The sequence below is a fragment of the Segatella intestinalis genome (genome assembly GCF_029348455.1).
GTDB lineage: Bacteria > Bacteroidota > Bacteroidia > Bacteroidales > Bacteroidaceae > Prevotella.
In genome coordinates, this window is the sequence record NZ_JARJVV010000003.1 from 165,788 (window position 1) to 191,283 (window position 25,496).

17 protein-coding genes and 1 pseudogene are annotated in these 25,496 nt (G+C 46.9%); 5 read left to right on the forward strand and 13 right to left on the reverse strand.

Annotated elements, in window-relative coordinates; genetic code table 11:
- The first annotated feature begins 40 nt into the window (after nucleotides 1–40).
- Nucleotides 41–505 carry a transcription elongation factor GreA gene (gene greA, locus P3T48_RS02805; RefSeq protein WP_158462484.1) on the forward strand — a complete coding sequence of 155 codons (465 nt, stop codon included), beginning with the start codon at nucleotides 41–43 and terminating at the stop codon, nucleotides 503–505.
- A 6-nt stretch (nucleotides 506–511) separates the two neighbouring features.
- Here greA and P3T48_RS02810 read toward each other — a convergent pair whose 3' ends face one another.
- From P3T48_RS02810 to P3T48_RS02830, 5 genes are all read right to left on the reverse strand, one after another.
- A complete protein-coding gene (locus P3T48_RS02810) occupies nucleotides 512–3,157 on the reverse strand; it encodes a hybrid sensor histidine kinase/response regulator (RefSeq protein ID WP_276505549.1) in 2,646 nt (881 codons plus the stop codon).
- A gap of 99 nt (nucleotides 3,158–3,256) precedes the next feature.
- The gene (locus P3T48_RS02815; RefSeq protein ID WP_276505550.1) at nucleotides 3,257–3,571 is read right to left on the reverse strand and encodes a hypothetical protein; all 315 of its coding nucleotides are present in this window, start codon (nucleotides 3,569–3,571) and stop codon (nucleotides 3,257–3,259) included.
- Nucleotides 3,572–3,942: 371 nt separating this feature from the next.
- Entirely contained in the window at nucleotides 3,943–5,316 is a 1,374-nt protein-coding gene (locus P3T48_RS02820) for a sigma-54-dependent transcriptional regulator (RefSeq protein WP_276505551.1), read from the reverse strand.
- Between the two features lie 176 nt (nucleotides 5,317–5,492).
- Complete coding sequence (locus P3T48_RS02825) at nucleotides 5,493–6,128, reverse strand: hypothetical protein (RefSeq protein WP_276505553.1); 636 nt, start codon at nucleotides 6,126–6,128, stop codon at nucleotides 5,493–5,495.
- A gap of 365 nt (nucleotides 6,129–6,493) precedes the next feature.
- Entirely contained in the window at nucleotides 6,494–7,336 is an 843-nt protein-coding gene (locus tag P3T48_RS02830; protein WP_276505554.1) for a hypothetical protein, read from the reverse strand.
- A 228-nt stretch (nucleotides 7,337–7,564) separates the two neighbouring features.
- Between P3T48_RS02830 and P3T48_RS02835 the strand changes: the two are divergent.
- Nucleotides 7,565–7,798, forward strand: a pseudogene (locus P3T48_RS02835) (DUF4143 domain-containing protein); the annotation flags it as partial.
- Between the two features lie 186 nt (nucleotides 7,799–7,984).
- On the opposite strand, the gene P3T48_RS02840 reads toward P3T48_RS02835, so the two are convergent.
- The 5 genes from P3T48_RS02840 to rhaB form a co-directional block, all read right to left on the reverse strand.
- Nucleotides 7,985–9,499 carry a beta-helix domain-containing protein gene (locus tag P3T48_RS02840; RefSeq protein WP_443217159.1) on the reverse strand — a complete coding sequence of 505 codons (1,515 nt, stop codon included), beginning with the start codon at nucleotides 9,497–9,499 and terminating at the stop codon, nucleotides 7,985–7,987.
- 330 nt (nucleotides 9,500–9,829) lie between these two features.
- Entirely contained in the window at nucleotides 9,830–12,643 is a 2,814-nt protein-coding gene (locus tag P3T48_RS02845; protein WP_276505555.1) for a TonB-dependent receptor, read from the reverse strand.
- A 266-nt stretch (nucleotides 12,644–12,909) separates the two neighbouring features.
- Entirely contained in the window at nucleotides 12,910–13,941 is a 1,032-nt protein-coding gene (locus P3T48_RS02850; protein WP_276505556.1) for an L-rhamnose/proton symporter RhaT, read from the reverse strand.
- A gap of 183 nt (nucleotides 13,942–14,124) precedes the next feature.
- Nucleotides 14,125–15,378, reverse strand: coding sequence for an L-rhamnose isomerase (locus P3T48_RS02855; RefSeq protein ID WP_022252698.1), 1,254 nt, complete (start codon nucleotides 15,376–15,378; stop codon nucleotides 14,125–14,127).
- A 78-nt stretch (nucleotides 15,379–15,456) separates the two neighbouring features.
- A complete protein-coding gene (gene rhaB, locus P3T48_RS02860; RefSeq protein ID WP_276505557.1) occupies nucleotides 15,457–16,956 on the reverse strand; it encodes a rhamnulokinase in 1,500 nt (499 codons plus the stop codon).
- A 325-nt stretch (nucleotides 16,957–17,281) separates the two neighbouring features.
- Between rhaB and nhaD the strand changes: the two genes are divergently transcribed.
- A complete protein-coding gene (gene nhaD / locus P3T48_RS02865; RefSeq protein ID WP_276505558.1) occupies nucleotides 17,282–18,652 on the forward strand; it encodes a sodium:proton antiporter NhaD in 1,371 nt (456 codons plus the stop codon).
- 148 nt (nucleotides 18,653–18,800) lie between these two features.
- On the opposite strand, the gene P3T48_RS02870 is transcribed toward nhaD, so the two are convergent.
- Entirely contained in the window at nucleotides 18,801–19,676 is an 876-nt protein-coding gene (locus P3T48_RS02870) for an AraC family transcriptional regulator (RefSeq protein WP_022252695.1), read from the reverse strand.
- Nucleotides 19,677–20,013: 337 nt separating this feature from the next.
- Here P3T48_RS02870 and P3T48_RS02875 point away from each other — a divergent pair, with 337 nt between their 5' ends.
- Both P3T48_RS02875 and P3T48_RS02880 read left to right on the forward strand, forming a co-directional pair.
- Nucleotides 20,014–21,144, forward strand: coding sequence for an ATP-binding protein (locus P3T48_RS02875; protein ID WP_293448005.1), 1,131 nt, complete (start codon nucleotides 20,014–20,016; stop codon nucleotides 21,142–21,144).
- 236 nt (nucleotides 21,145–21,380) lie between these two features.
- On the forward strand, nucleotides 21,381–22,673 hold the full coding sequence (locus P3T48_RS02880; protein WP_276505560.1) for an ATP-binding protein: 1,293 nt from the start codon (nucleotides 21,381–21,383) through the stop codon (nucleotides 22,671–22,673).
- A gap of 167 nt (nucleotides 22,674–22,840) precedes the next feature.
- On the opposite strand, the gene cysK is transcribed toward P3T48_RS02880, so the two are convergent.
- Together cysK and P3T48_RS02890 are read right to left on the reverse strand one after the other, a co-directional pair.
- Nucleotides 22,841–23,788: a cysteine synthase A gene (gene cysK / locus P3T48_RS02885; RefSeq protein ID WP_158462471.1), complete on the reverse strand. Its 948-nt coding sequence runs from the start codon at nucleotides 23,786–23,788 to the stop codon at nucleotides 22,841–22,843.
- A gap of 68 nt (nucleotides 23,789–23,856) precedes the next feature.
- A complete protein-coding gene (locus tag P3T48_RS02890) occupies nucleotides 23,857–25,152 on the reverse strand; it encodes an O-acetylhomoserine aminocarboxypropyltransferase/cysteine synthase family protein (RefSeq protein WP_276505561.1) in 1,296 nt (431 codons plus the stop codon).
- Nucleotides 25,153–25,496: the final 344 nt, after the last annotated feature.

Below are 25,496 nucleotides of genomic sequence, written 5' to 3' on the forward strand. Positions count from 1 at the left end.
CTTTGCACGCCGAAGAATAAAACAAAACGAAAAAAACATTATGGAATATATGTCTCAGGAAGGCTACGATGAGCTCGTGGCTGAACTTCAACACATGGTAAAGGTGGAACTGCCTGCTGTGCGTGACGCCATAGCCGAGGCACGCGACAAGGGCGACCTCAGCGAGAACTTTGAGTATCATGCTGCCAAGCGAGAGCAGGGCAAGCTGTTGAGCAGAATCAGTTTCAAGCAGAAGATTCTGGAGAATGCCCGTGTAATAGACAAGTCGCGACTGCAAAGCGACAAGGTGGGACTGTTGAGCAAGGTGAAGATTACTAATGTGGCCAATAAGTGCAGCATGACCTACACCATAGTGAATCCTCACGAGGCAGACCTTCATAGTGGAAAAATCTCTATCAAGTCGCCCATCGCACAGGCTCTCTTGGGCAAGAAAGCCGGCGATGAGGTCATGGTGAAGGTGCCTGCCGGACTGATGAAATTCCACATAGACAATGTGGAACTGTAAGAACGATTACTCAGAAAGAATATTTCTCAACTCTCCGAGCATATTTCCTAAGTCGTCGAATACGGCCTGGATGTATGCTCGGATTTTTTTGTCTTCCTGTTCGCCGATGTGCTCGGGCGAGAGAGCCTGCAGCTGCTGTTGACATTCCGCCTGCATCATCTGGGCTATGGGTTGCAGTTTGTGGGCGATTCTTGCCACATTCTGCTTGTCCTCCTGGCTGAGTTCCACCCGTACCGCCTGTGTATTGTCCTCCTGTGCCTCTTTTTCCTTTTCGGCAGCAGGCAGATACTTGTTCAACGATTCCCGGTAAGTTTCCATTTCTTCCGTCACAGTTTTCACAATCTCCATCTCCGCTTCCTTGTCGCCTCCGGCAAAGATCAAAAGTGAAGACAGCCTTTCACGGACAGATACATCGGCGGCAGGTTCTTCTGCAGTTGTTTCTTCAGCGGCAGGCTCTTCTGTAGCAGCTTTTCGGGCAGCAGGAGCCAACAAACTCTCTAAGGCTTCAGGACGGAAGGGCTTGAACAGGCAGTCGTCGAAGCCAGCCTCCGTCAGTTCTTCCTTGATGCTGATGTCGTGGGCTGTCATGGCAATCACCTTCATGTGGCTGTGATTGATCATGCGGATAATCTCCGTTCCGTTCATCTCTGGCATTTCTATATCCATCAGCATCAGGGCGGGCTGCTCGTTGTGCAGAATGGTAAGAGCCTCGGTAACATGCTGACAGGCAAATATCTGCCAGTCGTCATTGGCCTTGCGGTGCAGCATCTCCTGGAGCAGTTGCAGCTGCAGACGGTCGTCGTCGAGGATCAGAATCTTATGGTTGGCAAGGGGCTGCTGGTTCGCTGATGACAGTTCTGTGCCCGCGGCGCTGATACTTGCCGGCTGCTTTTCGGCAGCTTCGCCCATCGATGCTTCCTGAACGGAAGGAGGATTCTGCCTGATAGGAAGGGTGATGGCAAAGGTGGAGCCGATGCCTTTCTCTGATTGCAGACTGATATGTCCGCCTAAGAGAGTGACGAGTTCATGGGTGATGGACAGTCCTAAGCCTGTGCCTTCTATGCCCTGTGCGTCCTTGAGACGTGTGAAAGCCTGGAACACTTTTCGACATTCCTCAGAAGTCATGCCCATGCCCGTATCCTCTACCTTTATAATAAGGTGGCAGATGCCTGTCGATGGGGCTGGCTTGACGAGGCCAGTGACAGTAACCTTTCCTTTCACGGTGTACTTGATGGCGTTGCTGATGAGGTTGTCCAACACCTGACGGATGCGGAAAGCATCTGCCTGATAGGTGATTGCGGCATCGGCTGCTAATCCTTGCAGCTCGGCAGCCTTATCCTGATAAGAGGAACTTAACACCAGGTTCTTCTTCTCTGCCTGCATCCTCATGCCTTCGGTGCATTGCTGAATGAGCGAGGCTGGCGAGAAACTGGTGGGATGGAGTTCCAGCAGTCCGTTCTCCAATTTGTGATAGTCGAGGAGCGAGGCCACCAATCTTGACAGATGGCTGGCAGAGCTGGCTATGTTGTCGATATAGTTCATGCCTTTCTCGTCGCTCACATGTTCTCTCATCAGGTCGATGAAGCCCGAAATGGAAGCCACGGGAGCCTTGATGTCGTGGGTGATGGTAAGAAGGAGTCTTTCGCGTTGGTTCATGATGCGCTGAATCTCGGTGTTGGCCTCTTCCAAGTTCTCACGATAGATGCGTTCCTTCTTGGTGTCTTTGAAGATGTAGCACAGCAAGACTACGGCGGCGGTCATGGCAAGCAAAGCCATAAGGGTGATCTGCCACAGGAGTGAACGGCGGGCATTCAGCGCTTTGCCTAAAGCCTGCTGCATGGACTGCATCTCGCTTTGGCGGATGGTGTTGAGCAAGTGGGAAGTACGTTCGGCAAGCTGGGCGTTCACTTTCTGCAGGTCGCTCACCTCTTTGTTTACAGCTTTCTCCTTCTTCTGTGTGTTCTGTTTGTCTTCCTGTCCTATCTGCGACAGCACCTGTGCCACCTCTCCGGCGATGTCGACAGGTGTGGAAATCGAGTCGGTTGTAGTTTGGTTGACATCATTGTGTATGGCTATGGTGTCGGTGGCGCCTTTCTTGAAGGCGTCGGCGAGTCGGCGGAAGAAGCCTTTTCGGGTCTTCACCACCTCAACGGTTGTCCTTTTGTTCTCATGGGTTTGTGCAGTCTTGGGGTGCACCACTACCGAGTCTTTTCCGCTGTTCAGATTGCTCACCTTTTCGTGAAGAAAGCTCTCATGATTGTTGGCTATCAACACTCTCCGGAGTTGCTTCAGGTTGACTTGTTTCAGGTTGAGCAGACTGACGAGGGTGTCCATGCGTGCTTTCTGCAGGGAGTCCTTTTCCAGCGCCTTGAGTTTGAGTGCCTGCACCTTGGCTTCTGAGATGGAGTGGTTGAGTTCCTCCCAGTTTCCCGATGTCTCCATATAGATGGAACGTTCGTTGTTGCTCACGTCGAGCAGGCTGTACACCAGGCTGTCGGCCATATTGCGCTTGTGGGTATAGTCACGTGAAGCCTTGTCGATGTTCAGGATAGACTGCGTGTTGCTGTATACGAGCGCTACTGCCAGGGCCATCACCACAGCCACGGCAGCATATCCTAAGGCTACTTTGAGAGGAATATTGTTTTTTATCATGGTGCAAAAATACAAAAAAATATCTTGCCTTCGGAAGAGAAGACAAGATATTTTCATTTTAAAAGCTGCATGTATACTGTTTTTTGAAGATGGAGTGGTTTACTGAGCCTGTTCTGCTGTTGAGTCGGCTGGAGTATTTGTTGTGTCAGCAGGAGCAGGAGTCTCTGTTGGAGCAGGAGTCTCGGCTGGTGCTACTGTGTCAGTTGGCTCGATGTCGCTGAGTGACATTACCAAAGATGCTTCCGCTGGCTTCTCTGTTGTAGAGTCTGTTGTAGTCTCTGTAGTGTCGGCAGGAGCTACTGTATCAGTTGGCTCGTAAGCTGATGTGCTGATCATTTTGTTACTTGCAAATACGTTGTTTGCTGATACGAAAACGAATGCTGCTGCGATAACTGCGAAAAATAACTTCTTCATAATTGTAATGCTTTAAATTGTTAATATTCTATTTTTGTTTATTATTCTCTGTTGAAACTCTTGTTGAACATTCAGTTCGTTTGCGAGTTCACTATCTAATATCACAATCAGCGTGCCAAAAATGAAGAAAGTTTGCTAAGTGTTTGATAATCAGTGGTTGAAATGGTTGTGCCAAAAAGTGGGGAAGTGTGGAAAGTGTGGAAAGAGTGTGGAATATTTCCCCAAAAAGTTGTGGAAGTCTGTTGTGGAATGGGGAATTGGCACAGGATGTCGGGACATGATAGAAAAGCTATCATACAGCAAGGACGGACTATGAACCCCATTGGGTTTACAGTCCGTCCTTGCTATGTGTTATAGGAAGTTGCAGAGGTCTACAGATTATATTTCTTGATTTTGTTGTAGAGGGTTTTTCTGTCCACTCCCAACAGTTGGGCAGCCTTGCTCTTGTTGCCATTGGCGGTTTTCAGGGCTGCCTCTATGCGTTGCAACTCGGTTTGCTCATCCCGCAAAGTCAAGGTCTCTGTGGGTTGTTGCAGATGACTCATGCTCTGCTGGAGTTCAGTCCTGCCGATATAGTTTCCCTTGGTCAGCAGGGTGGCACGCTTCATCACGTTGTTGAGTTCGCGCAGGTTGCCGGGCCAGCTGTACGAGGCAATCATCTCTGAAGCCTTGTCGTCGAACCCGAGCACGTGGCGTCCCAACTCCTTGTTGGCATGCTTGACGAAGAGGTTGGCGAAGAGGAAGAGGTCTGTGCCGCGGTCTTTCAGTTCGGGCATATAGATGGTGAACTCGTTGATGCGGTGGAAGAGGTCTTCGCGGAACTGTCCCTCAGCCACTCTCTGTGCCAGGTTTTCGTTGGTGGCGCACACCAGTCGGATATCGATGTCGATTTCCTTAGTTCCTCCCACGGGTCTTATCTTTCTCTCCTGCAGGGCACGAAGCAGTTGCACCTGCACATCATAGCTCAGGTTTCCCATCTCGTCGAGGAAGAGTGTTCCTCCGTTGGCTACTTCGAAAGCTCCCTTCTTGTCTTGTTCGGCTCCAGTAAAGGCGCCTTTCACATGACCGAAGAATTCGGATGCAGCTACATCTCTTGGTATGGCTCCACAGTCTATGGCGAAGAAGGGCTTGTCGGCACGGCTGCTCAATTCGTGTATGCGATGCGCCACATATTCCTTGCCTGTGCCGCTTGCTCCGAGTATCAGTACCGACATAGGGGTAGGTGCTACGAGTGATACATATCTATATAGCTGTTGCGAGGCTTCACTCTTGCCTTCTATGTATTTGGGCGCCTCGTCTTCGTCGGGCTGTGTGGTAGTTTGCTGAGGGGGTTCTTGTTGAGTCGGTGTGGCAGGAGATTTTGCCGGAACAGGTGCCGATGAGGCTTGCTTGATAGCCTCATTGATTTTCTCTAACAGGATATCGGGATGAAACGGTTTAGCCACATAGTCATTGGCTCCTGATTTCATGGCGAGCACAGCGTTCTGCACCTCTGCATAGCTTGTCATGACGATAAAGGGAATGTGAAGGCCCTGCTTGTGGAGCCATCTCAGTGTGGTGAGTCCGTCGTGGTCGGGAAGTCTGAGGTCAGAGAGAATCAGATCGCGCTGGCTGTCTTCCTGCAACAACCTCAAGGCAGCACCAACCGATGTGGCTTTCTCTACTTCGAAACCTTTCTTTCTGAGCCATGTCTGAATCATGGTTCCAAATGCCAAATCGTCTTCTATAATCAATATCTTTGCCATCTTGTTGCTGTTTTTATGGTGCAAAGATACGGCTATTTAAAGACTCTACCAAAAGAAACAGATATTTTATAGATTTTTGCTATTCTTTTCACTTCTTATTCCCTTTTGGGGTCATGATAGATGACCAACCTGTGGCTTAATAGAAGGCTGAATAAATCCTACTTCTTAAATCGTAATCAGTTGTTTATAGTGCGATACATTCTATAGTATGCGTATATATAAACGAGTGTGTTGGAAAAAGCAGAGAACATATTGACACAGGTGAAGGCTGTTGGATGACTGATTCCCAATAGATAAAATATAGTGGTTGGGAGGATGTTTACACATATCAGCCATACGATGAAAACCAGGATAAGTGCTGTGCCCAGTTGGTGCATGCTTCCTTTATGTTTTCTTCCTAAATGGCAACCGGCAATCAGTGATGCGATGACAGAGAGCAAGCCGATGCTGCTTTCTGTCCAAGTGAGGATAGTTGCAGTCCTGGTTATCAAGCCATTTTGTGTCATGGGTATTAGGTTGAACTTAAAACATATTGACAGGACGAATGAAAACACATAGTAAAATACCATCACCTCGCAGCAACGTCGCAGCAACTTTTCGTTTCTTGGTTGTATTAATCGGAATGTTCCCCATAATGCTATGGTGGCAAGCATTAATACCCATTGTTTGATGGTGAGTAAGATGGATGGAATGTTGACTGCAGCACCAAGACTTCCACAAACCGTGTTTACGAGTGAAAGAATCGCAAAAAAACAGTATGCATACATGGCATATTGTGCCATGCGTTTTTTTCTGTTATGTCGTTTTTTCATGCAATAATCTTAATAACGAAGTTTTTATACTCTTGCGGCATTATTTATCCAAAAACGCCGCATATTTGCGGCAAAGATACGAAGAAAACGCCGCGTCACCAAATTAATTTAGGTTATATTTTGACGTTTTCTGTTTTTCCTTTTAGAGAAAAGCAGAATGTCAAGACCAATAAAAACTCTTTTAAAAATATAACGTATCATCTTGAATATCAGAATTTATTGCTATCTTTACGTGGTAAATACTAATAATTCTGCGGCGCTATTTACTAATAACCGTACGTGGATAAATACTAATTTACTGATAATACTCGCTATATAGAATTATTTAAGGGATGCTACTAATCGGAGCATCCCTTAAACTCAATTTATTTAATGGTGAAGTCAAAGACTTTCTTACTGCCTGAGTTCTTCATCCCATTACTGGTATTGCCTTGCTTATTGTTGTAAGTAAGACAGTATTCTCCAGGCTGTCCTTCTACTGTCAAGTCATAAACGTTATCAGAAACTTTTTTCACTTCTAATTTTACAGATTTATCTTCTTTGGCACCTTCAATCCTGTTGGAATGAACAATAGCACTGGTCATTTGTCTGCCTTTTCCTACAGACTTAAATTTTACCACAAAGAAATCGTCTATGCTATAGTCACTGGAGAACATATCATAATACTCAGAGATACTATTTCTATCATGCGTGAAATAAATGCGAAAAGTAGCCTTGCCACCAACAAAAGCATAAGGCGAAGTCTTACCTTCGAACGTGATAAGTTCCTTGTCTTTAAACGGATTGATATATCCAGTTCTTTCTATTTCTTTGAAGTCTATATGCTTCATAGCAACAAGACTGTTATCTATGTTAGCATAGATACCAACAGAATCCATTCTGAGCTTACTAAGAGCTGTTTGATTGAAGTCTATACCAGCTTTCGTAAATGAAGCTTTCTGCTCTTCATAAGTCTTTCGTCTGGCATCATTAAAGCCTCGGATGTATTCTTCCGATTTTCCTTCTAATGGGTCTATTGTAGAATCGTCATCATCATCAACATCCTCGTCATCATCTGATTCGTGTTTAGGGAGAATCTTGCTGATGTCTGTTACACCGCCCTTAATCAAAGCCTTGGCTTTTTCTCTTGCTTGCTCAATAGGAGTCTGAGCCATCATGAATGTGCTTGTAGATACAAGCAACATTGTTAACAAAACAATTTTTTTCATATATATATATATAACTTTTTAGAATAAAATGCAAAGTTAATGCTTTTATTTAGAAAATAAGCAATATTTGCCTTTTTTATATAATTAATCGAGTAGTAATAGTCTATGTATAGGTTATTCCATCAAATCTCTTCACCCTTCATTTTGGGGCTGTCTGTCTGGAAATGGCTGCTGTAAATACATTTTTAAGGACGACTTTTTGCGATTTTCCACACTTTTAAGGACGACTTTTATTGGTCGGCAGAAAATTCACGTGGTGAAATTGATTTCCTGGTGCAGGATGAGGAAAGAATCATTCCGATAGAAGTAAAGGCTGAGGAGAATTTGCAGGCTAAGAGTCTGAGGGTGTTTGTGGAGCGCAATCAGGGATTGAAAGGTATGCGCCTATCCATGTCACCTTATAGAGAGCAGGATTGGCTTGTTAATTATCCTTTATATTCTGTATCTGCAATATTCGACTAATTTCACTCAAATCGTACCAAGTTATTTTTTTCCGTCACTAAGTTGTTGTGTTGGACATCCATAACTTTGTTGCCACTATGGTTAATACAATCATCTTCGAGTTACAGTTCCAAAAAAGCATGGCGCAAATCGCTTGCGCCATGCCCGATACATAGAACTACTTATAGTCAAAAAAGAATCGATTAGTTAGTATCTTGCGTTCTGAGGGTCGAAGTTGGTCCAGCCGTTCAGCCAGTTGTTGCTGCCATCGAATGCACCGATGAAGCTTACTACATCAAAGCCTGTCCAGCCAGAGAATGATGCTGCACTGAGCAGAGGGCTGCCAGCGATAGGAGTGTAACCGTCGGCACCTACCAGTGAGGTCCATGATGCGAAGTACTTGTTGGTTGGCTCTGAACTGAAGAAGGTGTGGCTGTATGACTGCTGATTCTTGTCGATGTCCTTCTTGTTGACAGCATCGTAGAGGTAATCCTCATACTTCTTGTTGGCATCGGTTCCTATCGCGTCCATACCTGCGAAATAAACATTCTGGAGTTTGAACTTCTTGTCCTTGGCATTCTGAACTGTTTCACCCTTCTCACCGTCGATAATCAAGCCGATAGGCCAGCCTAAGGCTACAGAGTTGATGCAGTTGAGATTGGAAGAACGGCGAATCTGCATGGCAGCCTGGAACTTGCCGAGGGCAGAACCGTTGTTGGGATTGTATGCACCGGCGTTGATATAGTTTGTATTGTTCTGGAACTTGTCATCCAAAACTTTTGGACCTACGAAGGTGATGTTGGAGAAGGTGGCTGTGGTGCGAGGATCCACGGTAGCACCGTCAGAACAGTTGTCGCTCTCGAAACCATTGCTCTGAGAGGTGTCGGCAATCTTGCTGTCGCGGATAGAGAGACCATACTGTACCTTGCCAGAGAAACCGTTGTCGGTATCGAAGTCGTCATCCCAGCCCTTGTAGGCAACGAGGTACTTGCAGTTCACAGCACCACCAAACCACTCGAAGGAATCATCATTAGAGTAAGATACCTGAACGTGGTCAATCTGTGTACCAGAACCTACAGAACCTAAGGTCAAGCCATTGATCTCCTTATCCTTCTGGAAAGGGTAACCTGCAAACTCGATGCGGACATAGCTCAAAGCTCCCGAATTGTCGGCATCGTCGGTACCGCCATGTTGTGTACGAGGACCACCCTCTATCTGTTGCTGTGTCTGGTTGTTCTTAGCCTTGCCGCAGAGGATGACACCACCCCAGTCGCCAGGCTTTCTGTTGCCTGCAGCTTCTTCAGATGTGAAGACGATAGGCTCTGTGGCTGTACCTTTGGCGATGAGTTTACCGCCACGCTCTGCGATGAGGGCAGCCTTGGTTTGCTTGTCGCCCTTGATGATCGTTCCTGGTTCGATGGTGAGTTCAGCGCCATCTGCGATATATACCCATCCCTTGAGGAGATAAGTGCCTTTCTTCAAAGTTTGCTTGCCTGTGAAAACGAATTCCTGGTCGCCGTTTCCGATTTGTGTTCCGTTGGCGTTCTCCTTGTTGTCAGTTTCGAAGAGAATGTGGTCGCAAGCCTTAAGACCACCATTGGTAGTCCACTTGTACTCGGTAGTGCTACCTCCATTACCCTCGTCGTCACTGCTGCAACTGCTCAACATGGCAGATGCTGCGAGAATGCCTATGCATCCCATTAAATACATCTTGTTCATCATTGTTTCTTGTTTTAAATTTTTTATTTAACAAACATCTAATATTTTCTTTCTAACCCACAGAAATCTTACTCTTATACTATATAAATGTTTTCTTTGCCTTATAAAATCTCTGTTCAAAGCCTTTGAATGTCCGTTCAAAGCCTTTGAATGTCCGTTCAGAGCCTTTGAATGTCGGTTCAAAGCCTTTGAACAGACATTTCCAAACAATGGAACGGAAATTTAATCAAAGAGACAGAACAAATCATAACGAACTGAAAACAATTTGTACCGTATTAAAGTAACTACTTATGGCTATAGGGGGCTGAGTTGTTACCTTTGCTAAACTTCTTTCTAAAATTTATATATCGCCTGCAAACCTATGTTTCTGCCAGGTTTGTAGCATCTTGTAATCTCCTCAACCTCTTTGGTTCGTCCATCGCTGTAGGTCACGTCGGCAAACTGCTTGTAGTAAACTTTTTCTGCCAGCAGGTCTCTGATGTTGAGTTTCAGTTCCAGGTGGCTGCCAAACTTCTTGGCAAACGAGAGGTCGATGGTGTTGCGAGGCATCTCGTAGCTGTGGGGCACTCGTGCATTGGAGTCGTCTCCAGAGCTTCCTTCGCTTCTTCCCACACCGATGATTCGTTTTCCGATGCGGTTGTAGAGCAGGGCAATGTCCATCTTGAGAGGCTCGTTCTTATAGAAGAGTCCGGTGTTGATGAGGTAGGGCGACTGTCCCTGCATGGGTCTGTTCTCCTCTTTGGCTCCTTTCTCAAACTGCACCTTGCTCTTGATCAGGGCTCCATTGAACGACCAGCTGAAGTCGTGAAGACCTATGAAGTCGAGACTCTTGCGGATATCCAACTCTATTCCGTAGTTGCTGGCACTCTTGGCGTTCTTGTATGAATAGATGAGGTCGGTACCGCCAGCCACGGTGTAGGTCCATTCTATGGGCGAGTCGAAGTGCTTGTAGAAGACAGCCAGTGAGATGAGTTCGCCTCTTGATGGATACCATTCGTAGCGCAAGTCGAGATTGTCGACATAGCAGTTCTTCAACTCTGTATTTCCCTGCACGTTGCTTGCCAGGTCGAAGTCGTAGTAAACTGATGATGAAACCTCGCGGAACTCAGGTCGGTTGATGCTGCGGCCATACGACAGACGAATCTGATGCTGGTCGTTCAACTTGTAGGTGGTATTGAGTGAAGGGAAGAAGTCGCTGGTTCTGTAGTGGCGGCTTGTCTCGCTCTTCTCGTAATCGCGGGTATTGGAGATCAGCTCCATGTCGTTGTGCTCAAAGCGGACACCAGCGTGGATGCCAAACTGCCCAAAGGGGAGAGACAAGGTAAGGTATCCTGCGCCTAATGTGTTGTGTCCGCGATAGTTGTTGCGCATCTGCTTCTGCTCAAGCAAGTACAGTTTGTCGTAGCCCATATTCTCCTCATTGGAAAGAAGGGTAGGGATGTCGCTGTGGCGGAAGTCGGATGGCATATTATTGTCAGAAACATTCCAGTTGTAGATAAAATTGCGAGTCTGGTACTTGCGGCTTCGATACTCTCCGTAGGCACCCACCTGCAAGTCTGGCTCAAAGTTGCCAAACTTGAAGTGGTGCTTGTCGTTGATGCCAAGAGAGAGAATGTGCTCGTCGAGTTGTGTCCACTCGCGAGATATGTCGTTTCCGGTGCTCAGGGCGTATACGCCCGATTCGAGAGCATCGTCGATGAGATATCTACGACGGTCAGGCAAATGACGGTTGGCATACGCATACCCGATACTCCAGTCAAGGGCATCGCTGGTGAAGGTGTGCTTGCCGGTAAGCTGACCGTTATATGTAGTTCGACTGCGGTAGTAATACTCAGCACTTCGTTCCAGGTTCGACTGTGCGCTCACACCGTCACGCCAGGTATATCGACTTGTAGCCAACTGGTTGAAGATGTTCTTGAGTTGGTACTTGTGGTTGCCGTCCTTGGAGAGGAGGGTGAAGTTGAGCATGGCTCCGAGTCTGACATTATTATTATATTGGTCGTCGACAGAATGACGCAGGTAGTTGGGCTTGTCGTTAGCAGCATCGTAGATACCAAAGAGGTTGTTCTCCATCTTCTCGTAGGTGCGATATTCATTGGTGTAGTTCAGTGCGGCAAGCATGCCGAGTGTTCTGCCTCCCAACATCCATCGGTGGTTCAGGCTGGCTGCCAACTTCAGGTCGCCCAGGGGCTTCTTGCTCTTTACCATCCAGTCGTTGTTCAGGTGGTTGCCCAAGAGGGATGTGGCATAGTTGTCTATCGGGCTGCCGTTGGCATCGAGCTGAGGAGCCAAGGAGGCATTGATACCTCCGTGAATGCTCCGCATCCCGTTGTCGAAAGCCAGGAAATCGGTTGCCGAACCTTTAGAGTAGGCAAAGTCCTGGAAGGCTGAAGCTGTGTTCCAGTTTCCACCTACAGATAAAGAAAAACTGTTTTCTGCCGGAATCTCTTTGGTGTTGACGATGATAAAACCGCCCGAATAGTCGGCAGGATATTCTGCGGTTGGGCTTTTCACGATAGTAAGATTGTCAATTTGTGAACTTGGGATGATGTCGAAGGAGAATGCCCTTGAGTCGGCCTCCGAACTGGGCACCGCTCCTCCGTTGACCCAAACATTGTTGTAACGCTGAGACAGTCCACGTACCATGACGAACTTGTCGTCGATGAGGCTCACGCCTGGCACACGGCGTATCACCTCACCCGCATTGGTGTCTTGCGTACGACTTATTTCTTGTGCTGAAACATTGCTCACGATGACGGGACTGCTTTTGGCTACCTGTATCATTGCCGCATCCGTATTACGCCTTTCCACTGCGGTAACGGTTACGCCTTTCAGTTGCTGTTCATCGGGCTGCAAAGCAATCGTCAGTTTTGCATCCTTCATCTGAACCCCGTCAATTTTTAGAGTTTTATACCCTACATATTTTATATATAATGTATAAGTACCATCTTTCAATCCTTCGAACGAAAAGTTTCCGTTCACGTCGGTTACTGCTTTCACATCGGTTCCTTCGATACTGATAACGGCTCCGATGAGTGTCTCTTTCGAGTTTTTGTCGATAACGACTCCCTTGAGTTGTTGCGCCCACGACTGCAAGCTTACAGCCGAAAGCAATCCCAAAGCAATGATTCCCCTTTTTAGTTTCATACCTTTTTCTTTTTTCTTGTTACATCTTCTTTTGTCTGAGAGGACTGCTTGTTTCAGTTCCCTCTCTCTTTGTCGGGAATTGGGTTATGATAACCCTCTTCTTTTCGGATGCAAAGATACGATGGTATTGTTACAGGGTGGTTGCGATGAGATTGAAAGGTATTAACGAAGTTGAGACAAAGATGTTACAAAAAAAGAGCACTCACAAGGAGTGCCCCTATCTAATCTAAATCATCAATAAAAGTGAAATGTCGGTAGTATTCTTCTTATACCCATTGTGGTAAGAAACTCGAGATGATGAGCACCACGATGCCGAGGATGAGCACGGCAATGGTTCTGGGTGAACAGCCCTTCCATTCCTTCAGGATGATGCCCCATACGTTGGAGAATACAACATTGAGTGCCATCAGGATGCAGAAGGAGAGCGTCATGAGGGTAGGCGACTCGTTGAGGAAGCCTTTGCCCAATGACAGTCCGAAGAACTGACTGTACCACAAGGCACCTGCCAAAGCACAGAACAAGATGTTGTTGTTCCATACCTCGCGCTTCAGATAATCACCCCAAGTGTGGTTCTTGGAGTTCTGATAGAAGCAATAGATGGCATTGGTGATGAATCCACCCACTGTTACCAGGAAGGTAGCAGGAAGTGTCTTGTACATATCGGGAGTGAAGGTGCCGAAGTGTATGTCGCTTCCGAAAGCCAGACCTACGTTGAAGCATCCGCTCATGAAACCTGCCAGCAGCGCGATAGTCAAACCCTTGGGGAAGTTGAAATCCTTGACTGCAGCCTTCTTCTCTTCTTCTGAGAGCGATGAGGCCTTCATGCTTCCTGCCACTCCGATGATGGCGATACCCAGCAAGGTGACCACCACTCCGAGGATTACGCTGAAGGTGAGCGAAGACAAGGCATCCATCTCGGGGAAGAAGATGTTGAGCAACACGGGACCCATGATGGTGCCCAAGCCAGCACATGTACCTAAGGCAATGCTCTGTCCTAATGCCACTCCCAAGTAGCGCATGGAGAGTCCGAAGGTAAGACCTCCCACTCCCCAGAGCATACCGAAGAGCATGGTCATCATCACCTCGAAGCCATAGCCGTCGAAGAGCTCGAAGAACGAATGGCCGCTTGGCACGGCGAGCATGGCGCCTATGAAAGGAAGGATAAGCCACGCAAAGACGCCCTGTACAATCCAGTAGGATTCCCAGCTCCAGTCCTTTATCTTATTGATTGGAACATAGCAGCTCGACTGGCAGAAGGCGCCCACTGCTATGATTAAAAGTCCTATTAATATTTCCATATTGTTAATAGTTTGGTTTTTAGGTTACTGAACTTTAGTATATAAAGAAGTTAAAGAAGTTAAAGGAGTTAAGGGAGTTAAGGAGTTAAGACGTATGTCTTGTTGCTTAAAAACTACGTGCAAAGACTGTTGTCTTAACTCCTTTAACTTCTTTAACTCCTGAACATACAAATGTTCAATATCTTAGTTTCTCTTAGCGAGAACTTCTGCCTCGTATTTCTCGATGTCGGCAATGTATTCCTCGCCTACAGGGATATTGTTCTTCAGGTTGAAGTAGTCGTAAACAGCACCGAAAGGCAAAGTTTTCTCTTCCTCCAAGAGAGCCAAGCGCTGGAAGAGCTTGCCCTCGTCCTCATACTTGCGAAGTGTATCCAGTGGCTCAAGGAATGCCTGCAGCAAAGACTTCTGGGCAGCACGTACGCCGATGATATAAGCTCCGATACGATTGATGGAACCATCGAAATAGTCGAGACCGATGTGTGCACGATCGAGTGCATTGGCACGAACCAATTCTGAGAAGAGGTTGCGGGTGTTGTCGTCGAAGAGAGTCACGTGGTCAGAATCCCAGTGCATAGGACGAGATACGTGGAGCATCAGTTCGGGCACGAAGAGAAGGAGTGCGGAAACTGCATCCGAAACATTCTCTGTAGGCTCATAGTGACCTGTGTCGAGGGTGTACATCACATTGTTCTTGGCGCAATAGCCTGCGTAGAAGTCGTGAGAACCTACGGTGTAAGCCTCCAGTCCGATACCGAAGAGTTTAGCTTCGAGACAAGACTTCATATTTGGCAACTCCTCTGCCAGGATTTCATCGAGCGAGTTCTTCAGAATCTCACGATAGCGGCCTTTCTCTACGGTGATGTCCTTGCTGCCATCGTGTACCCAGATGTTCATGATACATGGATCGTTCTGGAACTTACCCATAGCATCGGCAATGCGACGGCAACGCTTGGTGTGCTCTATCCAGAACTCGCGGATAGCAGGATCGGGATTTGACAAAGAGAGACTTCCACTCTTAGGGTGAGAGAAAGAAGTAGAGTTGAAGTCGAGCTTCATGTTCTGCTCCTTAGCCCACTGCATCCAGCCTGTGAACTGGTCGACGGTTACCTCGTTGCGGTCAATCTGCTTGCCACCGAACTCACCGTAAATCTCATGCAGGTTAAGACGGAAGGTACCAGCCAGAAGAGAGTTTACCTTCTCGATGTCCTGACGCAGCTCGTCGATATTGCGAGCCTTGCCGGGATAGTTGCCAGTACTCTGTATGCCACCCGATGCAGCTTCGCCACGTTCAAAACCTACCACATCGTCAGCCTGCCAGCAGTGCAGGGAGATAGGAGTCTTCTCTAATGTGGCAATAGCCTTGTCTGTATCCACACCAAGAGCCGCATAGCGCTCCTTGGCAATCTCGTAATTCTTTAAAATCAAATCTGCTTTCATTGTTTTTAAGCTTTTTATTATTGTTGTTATTATTTTTTGAATTTTAGCAAGTTCAGAAGTTTTTACCTTTTTACTTTTTTACCCTTTTACCTTTAAAAACTTCTCGTATGCCGCATCCCATGCCTCCTTGTCCTGAGGCTCAAATTGCTGCAACTCGATAGAGTTGGCGATGATCTGTCGCATTTCCCATATATCCTTCACATCGCCCGATGCCTTTGCCTGCAACATGATGTTGCCTATGGCTGTTCCTTCCTGAGGACCTGCCAATATGCTGACACCACAACTGTTGGCGGTGAACTGGTTGAGATGTTTGTTGAGCGAGCCTCCACCTATTATATGAAGAACATTGAGGTCGATGTCGGCAAACTCCTTCAGCCAGCCAAATACCTGACGATAACGGAGAGCCAGACTCTCGAAGATACAACGGCAGAACTCGCCATTCGTTTGTGGCACATGCTGTCCGGTCTTTTCGCAATATTGTTGGATGACCTCTGTCATGCTCGAAGGATTGGCGAAGCAGTCATCGTCGGGGTTGATGATGCTCTGGAAGGCTGGTTGCTTCATCGCTTCTGCTATCAGTTCGCCATGTCCCAAGGCTGTCATGTCTTTCTGATGGGCTGCAGCCTCGTCTTTCCATTCCTTGCGGCAACGCTCGTAAATCCACATGCCGCAGATATTCTTGAGGAATCGGGTCGTACCCTCTATTCCTCCCTCGTTGGTGAAGTTGAGTTCGTAGCTCTTCTCGTTGATGATGGCGTTCTTGGTCTCAATGCCCATCAGGCTCCATGTGCCAGAGCTCAGGTAGGCAAATTCCTCGTTCTTGGCAGGCACGGCAGCTACTGCACTGGCTGTGTCATGTCCTGCCACGGCAATAACGGGCACATCCTTCAGACCGGTCATCTGCTGAACCTCTTCGGTCAGGGTGCCTATGATGGTTGCAGGATGGGTCATCTTTCCAAATTGCTCTCTCTTCAGTCCAAGGCTTTCTACGAGATCGTTGTCGAGGTCGCCTGTCATAGGGTTGAGGATCTGCGAGGTGGAAGCCACGGTGTATTCACAGATGGCATTGCCTGTAAGCATATAGCTCAGCGCGTCGGGGATGAAGAGTATCTTGTCGGCATTCTCGAGCGCCACGTTGCCAGCCTTGCGCATGGCATAAAGCTGGAAAAGCGAGTTGAAGTTCATAAACTGTATGCCCGTCTTCTCGTATATCTTTTCCTTGCTTATCTTCTCGTCGAAGTATTTCTCCATCATGCCCACGGTGTGTGGGTCGCGGTAAGCCAGCGGATTGCGCAGTATGGCTCCGTCCATGGCCACGTATACGAAGTCGCATCCCCAGGTGTCGATACCGATGCTCTGTATGTTGATGCCGCGTTGCGCCACCAGTTTCAGACCTTTGATGATTTCCTGATACAGGGCATAGATGTCCCAGTAGAAGTGTCCGCCTGTCTGTATCAGGTTGTTGTCGAAGCGTGTCAGTTCTTCGAGACAGAACTTACCTTCCGACAAAGAACCGATGATGGTTCGTCCGCTGGTAGCACCGAGGTCTACCGCAAAATAGTATTTTTTGTTGTTCATTCGATTAGGTCGTTAGATTTCCTATGTTGTTTACGGTTGCAAAGATAGTACTAAAAGAAGCTGCCGACCACGATTATTTGATTTTTCATCCTTATTTTTTGACCCGGTGATTTTTCTGTCGTCAGGAAGGCTACGTGAAACAGTAACAGATAGAAGAAAACACCTGCTGTTTCGAACAAAAATAAAAGTAAGTAAACGATTTCATATAAATATAATAAGGAAAAGGACAGATATTGCGTTTCTTTTCGTAACTTTGCACGCGTTTGGTAAAAATACGAACCAAAACAAACAAATATAAAAAAATATCTAACACAAACAATTAAAAATGACAACATTAACAATTTCGATTATCGTCGTCTTTGTGCTTGGCTATGCTCTTATAGCCACAGAGAGCCTGACGAAGGTAAACAAGGCTGCGATAGCCTTGCTCATGCTCGTGGGGTGCTGGACACTCTACATGGTTGACCCTATGCAGTATCTGCAGATGATGCACCCTGACTATACAGGTGGTGCTGCAGGAATGGTAGAAAAGGTAACGGGTATTATCCAGGAACACCTGGGCGATACTGCAACGACCCTCTTCTTCCTGATGGGAGCCATGACGATCGTAGAGATAGTAGACCAGAATGGCGGATTCAACTGGGTTCGCAAGGTGATGAAGACAAAGTCGAAGCGTGCCCTGCTGTGGCGCATAGCCTTCCTTACCTTCTTCCTTTCTGCCATCCTCGACAACCTGACTACCAGTATCGTGATGATTATGATTCTGCGTAAGCTCGTTACCGACCACAAGGACCGTATGGTATACGCCTCGCTTGTCATCATTGCAGCCAACTCGGGTGGCGCTTTCTCGCCCATCGGCGACGTTACCACCATCATGCTTTGGAACAAGGGACTGATAACCGCAGCTGGTGTGATCGCCGAGATCTTCATCCCATCTGTTGTTTCCATGGTTCTTCCAGCCTTGATTCTTCAGACTATGCTGAAGGGCGAACTCGTGATGCCTGAGGTTTCTGCCCAGCAGAATGCTTCTGTAAGCGACTTCACAGAAGGTCAGCGCAAGGCTGTGTTCTGGTTGGGTGTTGGCGGTTTGATCTTTGTTCCTATCTTCAAGAGCATTACCCACCTGCCTCCATTCGTAGGCATCCTCTTGGTATTGGGTGTGCTGTGGACTGCTACCGAGGTGTTCTATCGCAGTTTGCATCGCGGACAGGATGCTGAGGGTACACAGAAGCGAGTAACCAAGTTGCTCTCTCGTGTGGATATGAGCACCATTCTCTTCTTCCTCGGTATCTTGATGGCTGTGTCTTGTCTGGCAGAAATCGGCGTACTGACAGCTTTAGGTCAGGGACTGAATGTTGCCTTCGACGGCAATCACTACCTCGTAACAGGTATCATTGGTGTGCTTTCAAGTATTGTGGACAATGTGCCTTTGGTAGCAGGCTGTATGGGTATGTATCCTGTGGCTGCTGTAGGCGATATGGCTGTTGACGGAATCTTCTGGCAGTTGTTGGCTTACAGTGCTGGTGTCGGTGGTTCTATGCTGATTATCGGTAGTGCTGCTGGTGTGGTTGTCATGGGCTTAGAGAAGATCACCTTCGGCTGGTACATGAAGCACATTTCATGGATTGCCTTCGTGGGCTATTTGGCTGGTATCGTAAGCTACTGGTTTATCCGCACTTTCCTCTATGCAGTGTAAACTGACTCTTTTGAGTCGATGAAATAAAAAAAGGCAACTTGTCGTAGTGACAGGTTGCCTTTTCTTTGTTTTCTCCTTTCTTCAGCTCTTTGTTTTCTCCTTTCTTCTTTTCTTGCGAAGAATGCTCTTCCGGGGTTCGCAGGTGCTGTTATCTCATTTTGTTGCGAAACTCAGAGGGCTTGAGACCGGTCTGGTTCTTAAACTTCGATGAGAAATAGTCGGGCGACTCGAAGTTGAGTCTGTAGGCTATCTCCTTGATACTCTCGTCGGTGGTGGAGAGCAGTTCCTTAGCTCTTTGCAGTCGGAGATCTTGCTGATACATGGCAGGAGCGATGCCTGTAAACTCCTTGAAGAGTTTGCGGAACGATGAGTAGCTTACCCCCAGGTCTTCGGCTATCTTCTGTATGGTGAGGTCGCTCTCCAAGGATTCGCGTATGCGCAGTCGGGCCTTGTTGATCATATCCACATGGGCTGTGTTCTTGTTCAGGATGATGTTGCGTTCCAGAGAGTACATCATGCCGATGAGGTGGTTGACGATTCCTGCCAATGTTTGCTGCGAGTAGGCGGCCTCCTCTTGTGCTATGCGGTAAGCCTCCTTGTAGAGGCTTAGTATGTCGTTGCTGAACCCAACATGGTAAATAGGTTTCTCGGGTGAAAGGAATCCTGCCTTCACTCTGTCGTCGATGTTCTTGCCTTTGAAGCCTATCCAATAGCTGTGCCATCCCTTCTCAGGACAGGGGTGGTAAGTGTGCCATTCGCCAGGAAAGAGCAGGAATATGTCACCGGCCTTGATAGGTGTCTCTGCGATATGTGCCGACTGGAACACGCCTTCTCCCTCGGGTTGGTAGAGCAACTGGTATTCATCAAGCTCGCGTCCCTTCTTCAGGTCGAAGTAATAGCCGTCGGCATGTCCTTTTGTGGGATAGGATTCTCCCGGCTCGATCATCTCGTACCCTATGGTGCTCACGGTGAGTCCCCATTCTTTGTCACGTTCGTTGGCCAATAGATATTTGCTTGTCTGCATGTCTGTAATAAACTTGTTCTGGCTGCAAAAATACAGAATTTGCAGCAGAAAAGAGCATGATGAAAGTTTTTTTATGCTTTTATGTGCATAAAAAGTACTGTCGTCCGCACCTCCTCAGCTGTTTTTTCCTTCCATGTAGCCCGTTGCGTAAAGGTGTCCTTCCTCTATGAGATAGGGGATGAAGATAGATGAAAACGTTGAAAATTGCCCTAATCCCAAAAATTAGTATGAATTTTGGGATTATAATCCTAAAACTTAGTATGTTTTTTGGGATTTACGTCATTTTTTCTTATCTTTGTGCCCAAAAGAATAGTATTCATAACTAAGAAGAAAATTTATGATACGTCGTCAAATACAAGATACAATTGAAACTCGGATGTTTTCAGGGAAGGCTATCATCGTGATTGGTGCCAGACAAGTAGGTAAGAGTACGCTGTTTGAAATGGTGCTCGAAAATCGTGATGAACCTACTCTTATGTTGAATTGCGATGAACCGGAAGTAAGGGAGTTGTTGGCAAAGGCAAATTCATCAGAGTTGCGCCTGCTTATTGGCACCAACCTTATTGTTGTGATAGATGAGGCTCAACGGGTAGAGAACATCGGTATGGTTTTGAAACGAATCACGGATAATTTCCCAAAAGTACAACTCTTGGTGACAGGTTCCTCCTCTTTTGAATTGCAGAATAAGCTCAACGAACCTTTGACAGGACGCAAGTTTGAGTACCATCTTTTCCCTTTTTCTACAGGGGAACTGATGAAGGCTTATGGACTGCTTAACGTAAAACAAACATTAGAGAATCGGCTTATTTATGGCTCTTATCCAGATATCATGAATCATGAGACGGATGCAAAGGAGTTGCTGTATAATTTGTCTAACAGTTATCTGTATAAGGACTTGTTGAATTTGGAAAGTGTTCGGCGCCCGGTCCTGTTGTCCAAACTGCTTACAGCCTTGGCTCTGCAGGTTACAAGTGAAGTTTCATATAATGAGTTGGCGCAGACCGTAGGAACAGATAATAAAACGGTAGAGAAGTACATTGATTTGCTCGAAAAGTGTTATATCATATTCAAGTTGAATGGCTTTAGTCGTAACTTACGTACGGAGTTGAAACGTGCTAAGAAATTCTACTTTTATGATAATGGAATACGTAATGCCATCTTGCAGAATTTTGCCCCTCTTGCTCTCAGGCAGGATGTGGGGGCTTTGTGGGAAAACTTCTTCATTAGTGAGCGAATGAAGGCTAATCAAAATGCTGGACGATATGTAAACAGCTATTTTTGGCGTACCAGCCAGCAGCAGGAGATTGATTATCTGGAGGAGTGTGATGGTCAGTTTTCTTTGTTTGAGATGAAGTGGAATCCTAAGCGTGCCAATACAAAGTTCCCTGCCTCTTTCCTTTCTGCTTATCAGGTGAAAGATAAGTGCATCGTGACACCTGAAAATTGGATAGATTGGGTTATAGAGTGATAGTGCTATCCACCCCCCCCCAAAAAAAATGTCCGTTTTCATGACTGATATAGCCTCTATGAGATAGGGGAGGCTTTCTTTAAAATCAGTTAAAAAGTGGGTGCTCTTTTATAAAATGTGTGGTAAAGTTGCAGGATTCCCTCATAAAATGTGTATATTTGTAGTGTTATTCCCTCATAAAATGTGGGCGGAAGAGTAATTATTCCCTCATAAAATGTGATTTAAAGATACGGATTATGGAAAGATTAGCTATCAATGAACTTCTGAAATGGAAGAATAAACAATATCGTAAACCTCTTATTGTTGAGGGTGCCAGACAGGTGGGAAAGACTTGGCTGGTGAAGGAGTTTGCCCGCCAGAATTACAAGCAGCTGGCGTATGTGAACTTTGAAGAGATGAAGATTCTGCAGAATCTCTTTGAACAGGACTTCAATATCCATAGAATTCTTACAGCTATTGGGGCTGCAACGGATGTAACCTGCACAGAGGGCGAAACGCTGATATTCCTGGATGAGATTCAGGCTGCCCCTCATGCCGTTACTTCTCTCAAATATTTTGCAGAGAATGCGCCAGGCTATCATGTCATCGCGGCTGGCTCTCTGCTGGGTATCGAACTGCATCAGGGGGAATCTTTTCCTGTGGGTAAGGTGGAATTTCTCCCTCTCTATCCAATGAACTTTATCGAGTTCGTGATGGCTATGGGGGAGAAGAATCTGGCGCAGCTGCTGCAAATGAAAGATTGGAATATGATAACGATGTTTGCTCCCAAGTTTCAGGAACTCTTAAAGTATTATTACTATGTGGGAGGCATGCCTGAAGCCGTATTGAGCTTTAGCCAGAATCGTGACTGGAAAGAGGTGAGAGCCATACAGAAGGACATTCTGAACAGTTATCAGAGGGATATGTCTAAGCATGCTCCATCGGAAATTATTCCCCGTATTACTGATTTGTGGAAATCCTTGCCAGCCCAGTTGAGTAAGGAAAACAGGAAGTTTATCTATGGAGTGGTGCGTGAGGGAGCAAGAGCCCGGGAGTATGAGTTGGCCTTGCAGTGGCTGCTGGATGCCGGACTGATATATAAGGTATATAATGTAAAGGCTCCCCGACTGCCGCTTGCCAGTTATGAAGACCGGGCGGCCTTCAAGATCTTCGTCCTGGATGTCGGGCTTTTAGGTGCGATGTCTAATCTCAAGGCAACGACAATTGTGGCTGGCAACAGTATTTTTACCGAGTTTAAAGGTGCGTTGACGGAACAGTATGTTTTGCAGCAGCTCATTCTCAGGTATGAACCCTATTATTATGCCAAGACCAACAGTACTCAGGAGATTGATTTCCTGCTCCAGGATGAGGAGGATGAGATTGTTCCGTTGGAGGTGAAAGCCGAGACGAATGTCAAGGCAAAGAGCCTGCGCCAGTTTGTTGCAGACAACCAGTCAAAGAAGGCCTATCGCATCTCCATGAATGATTATCAGCAGGAAGATTGGGTTACGAATGTACCGCTCTATGCGGTAAATGATCTCGAATTTTAGCGATAGCACCGCCCTAACTATATAAAAATAGGTAGTTAGGGCGGTGGTATCGCATTTGCAAATATATATATGAAGTTCTGGGAAATGAAAATCCCCAACCCGCTATATGAAAGCTGGTTGGGGAAATTATGATAGATTTTGCTTTTTCAGAAATATCCGATTGTGAATTACAGAGGATACTCCTCGAAAGCATAGAGTACAGTGCTTAGATATCGCTCGCCTGTATCGGGGAGCAGCGCCACAATCTTCTTGCCCTTGTTCTCTGGACGCTTCGCAATCTCGGTGGCAGCAAAGGCTGCAGCACCAGAAGAGATTCCCACAAGGATGCCTTCGGTCTGAGCCAAGTCGCGGCCAGCCTTGATGGCATCATCGTTCTGTACGTCGAACACTTCGTCGATATATTCCGAAGAATAGGTCTTTGGCACGAAGCCGGCACCGATGCCCTGAATCTTGTGAGGACCACTCTGCTTTCCATTGAGAACTGCCGATGTGGCTGGCTCTACGGCGATGACCTTCACGTCAGGATTCTGCTCCTTCAGGTATTTGGCAATACCCGATATGGTGCCGCCAGTTCCTACACCTGCCACGAAGATGTCTACCTTGCCGTCGGTGTCTTCCCAAATCTCAGGACCTGTAGTGGCGTAATGCTTGGCTGGATTGGCTGGATTGACAAACTGTCCTAAAATGACAGCGCCGGGGATGGAGTCGCGGAGTTCCTCGGCTGCCTTGATGGCACCGGTCATTCCGTCTTTACCACTGGTCAGTCTTACCTCTGCACCATAAGCCTTTACCAGGTTGCGTCGCTCAATACTCATCGTCTCGGGCATGGTGAGGATGAGGTGATAGCCCTTCACGGCAGATACCAATGCCAGTCCTACACCCGTGTTGCCACTGGTAGGCTCGATGATGGTGGCTCCTGGTTTCAATATGCCTTTCTTCTCGGCATCCTCTATCATGGCGAGGGCTACGCGGTCTTTTACGCTTCCGCCAGGATTGAAGAATTCTACCTTAGCAATCACAGGAGTCTCCAAACCCTTGGATGCTGAATACTTACCCAATTCTACCAATGGGGTCTTACCGATTAAATCAGTAATCTGTTTATATATCTTTGCCATTTTTGTTTGTTTTTTGAAGTTAAAGAAGTTAAGGAGTTAAAGAAGTTAAGACAAATGTTTTGTAATGTTTACTTTACGTAGGTGAATGCCTCGTCGAGTGCCTCGATCAGGTCGTCGATGTTCTCGATACCGATGCTCAATCGAACAGTAGAAGGATAGATGTGCTGCTCCTCCAGCTCCTCTGGACTCAACTGAGAGTGGGTGGTGGTGGCTGGGTGGATAACCAGTGACTTCACGTCGGCTACGTTGGCCAGCAAAGAGAAGATGCGCAGGTGGTCGATGAACTCCCATGCCTCTTTCTCGCCGCCCTTGATATCGAAGGTGAAGATAGAACCACCGCCGTTAGGGAAGAGCTTCTTGTAGAGCTCGTGGTCGGGATGAGAAGGGACGGCTGGGTGATTGACCTTAGCCACCTTTGGATTGTTCTCCAAGTACTCCACAACCTTCAATGCATTCTGTACGTGACGCTCTACACGGAGGCTCAATGTCTCCAAGCCCTGGAGCAGAATCCAGGCATTGAATGGAGAGATGGTGGCACCGGTATCACGAAGGATGACGGCACGGATTCGGGTTACGAAGGCTGCTGCTCCGGCTACATCTGCGAAGACTGCACCGTGATAAGATGGGTCTGGCTTGGCGAGGGTAGGGAACTTGTCGGCATTGGCCTTCCAGTCGAACTTACCGCCATCTACGATGACGCCACCGAGAGAAGAACCGTGACCGCCGATGAACTTGGTGGCAGAGTGAACCACGATGTCGGCTCCGTGCTCGATAGGACGGATGAGATATGGAGTGCCGAAGGTGTTGTCGATAATCAATGGGATGTTGTGGCGATGAGCAATCTCAGCCAACTTATCGATATCGGTTACATCTGAGTTAGGATTTCCGAAGGTCTCGGCATAGAGAGCCTTGGTGTTGTCCTGGATAGCTGCCTCTACTTGCTCGAAGTTGCGAGGATCTACGATGGTGTAGCTGACGCCCTGTGTGGTCAATGTATGAGTGATGAGGTTATAAGTACCACCGTAGATGTTGTCGGCTGCTACGATGTGGTCGCCGTTCTGAAGGATGTTCTGCAGAGCGTAGGTAACAGCGGCAGCACCAGAAGCTACGGCAAGACCTGCCACACCACCTTCGAGGGCAGCCACACGGTCTTCGAATACACCCTGAGTAGAGTTGGTCAATCGACCATAGATATTACCTGCGTCACGGAGTCCGAATCGATCAGCAGCATGCTGAGAGTTGCGGAACACGTAACTGGTGGTCTGATAGATTGGCACCGCACGAGCGTCGGTAGCTGGATCTGGATTTTCCTGACCTACGTGCAACTGAAGTGTCTCAAAGCGAAGTTTCTTTTCTGTACTCATAATCTATGTCCTTTCTTTAAATTGTTTATTATTTCTGATTGACGATGCAAAGGTACGGCGAAAAAACGAGTTATGAAATCGCATAATAGTGGCATTCTTACTACCACGTTTGTGGTATATGACTGTTTTTGCCCTCTTTTTCTCCCTTTATACCTTATTATATATAGGGAATGGGGAGATTTGCTTTCTGTCTTTTTTATGTATAAATGACGAAGTTGACAGTAAAAAGTAAGCGAAAGATAGTGATTGAGAGATAAAACGTAAGGAAAGGGGAGTTGTCGTAAACGTTTTCGTAATTAATTGCGAAAAAATGATATGCAAAAAGAAAACGTTTTGATTTTTTT

What these genes read in the sequence shown, in the direction of transcription:
- P3T48_RS02810 (WP_276505549.1), bottom strand. Translation starts at nt 3,157, where the DNA reads ATGATAAAAAACAATATTCCTCTCAAAGTAGCCTTAGGATATGCTGCC.
- P3T48_RS02855 (WP_022252698.1), bottom strand. Translation starts at nt 15,378, where the DNA reads ATGAAAGCAGATTTGATTTTAAAGAATTACGAGATTGCCAAGGAGCGC.
- P3T48_RS02845 (WP_276505555.1), bottom strand. Translation starts at nt 12,643, where the DNA reads ATGAAACTAAAAAGGGGAATCATTGCTTTGGGATTGCTTTCGGCTGTA.
- P3T48_RS02880 (WP_276505560.1), top strand. Translation starts at nt 21,381, where the DNA reads ATGGAAAGATTAGCTATCAATGAACTTCTGAAATGGAAGAATAAACAA.
- P3T48_RS02825 (WP_276505553.1), bottom strand. Translation starts at nt 6,128, where the DNA reads ATGAAAAAACGACATAACAGAAAAAAACGCATGGCACAATATGCCATG.
- rhaB (WP_276505557.1), bottom strand. Translation starts at nt 16,956, where the DNA reads ATGAACAACAAAAAATACTATTTTGCGGTAGACCTCGGTGCTACCAGC.
- P3T48_RS02830 (WP_276505554.1), bottom strand. Translation starts at nt 7,336, where the DNA reads ATGAAAAAAATTGTTTTGTTAACAATGTTGCTTGTATCTACAAGCACA.
- greA (WP_158462484.1), top strand. Translation starts at nt 41, where the DNA reads ATGGAATATATGTCTCAGGAAGGCTACGATGAGCTCGTGGCTGAACTT.
- P3T48_RS02850 (WP_276505556.1), bottom strand. Translation starts at nt 13,941, where the DNA reads ATGGAAATATTAATAGGACTTTTAATCATAGCAGTGGGCGCCTTCTGC.
- P3T48_RS02875 (WP_293448005.1), top strand. Translation starts at nt 20,014, where the DNA reads ATGATACGTCGTCAAATACAAGATACAATTGAAACTCGGATGTTTTCA.
- P3T48_RS02840 (WP_443217159.1), bottom strand. Translation starts at nt 9,499, where the DNA reads ATGATGAACAAGATGTATTTAATGGGATGCATAGGCATTCTCGCAGCA.
- P3T48_RS02815 (WP_276505550.1), bottom strand. Translation starts at nt 3,571, where the DNA reads ATGAAGAAGTTATTTTTCGCAGTTATCGCAGCAGCATTCGTTTTCGTA.
- P3T48_RS02890 (WP_276505561.1), bottom strand. Translation starts at nt 25,152, where the DNA reads ATGAGTACAGAAAAGAAACTTCGCTTTGAGACACTTCAGTTGCACGTA.
- cysK (WP_158462471.1), bottom strand. Translation starts at nt 23,788, where the DNA reads ATGGCAAAGATATATAAACAGATTACTGATTTAATCGGTAAGACCCCA.
- P3T48_RS02820 (WP_276505551.1), bottom strand. Translation starts at nt 5,316, where the DNA reads ATGGCAAAGATATTGATTATAGAAGACGATTTGGCATTTGGAACCATG.
- nhaD (WP_276505558.1), top strand. Translation starts at nt 17,282, where the DNA reads ATGACAACATTAACAATTTCGATTATCGTCGTCTTTGTGCTTGGCTAT.
- P3T48_RS02870 (WP_022252695.1), bottom strand. Translation starts at nt 19,676, where the DNA reads ATGCAGACAAGCAAATATCTATTGGCCAACGAACGTGACAAAGAATGG.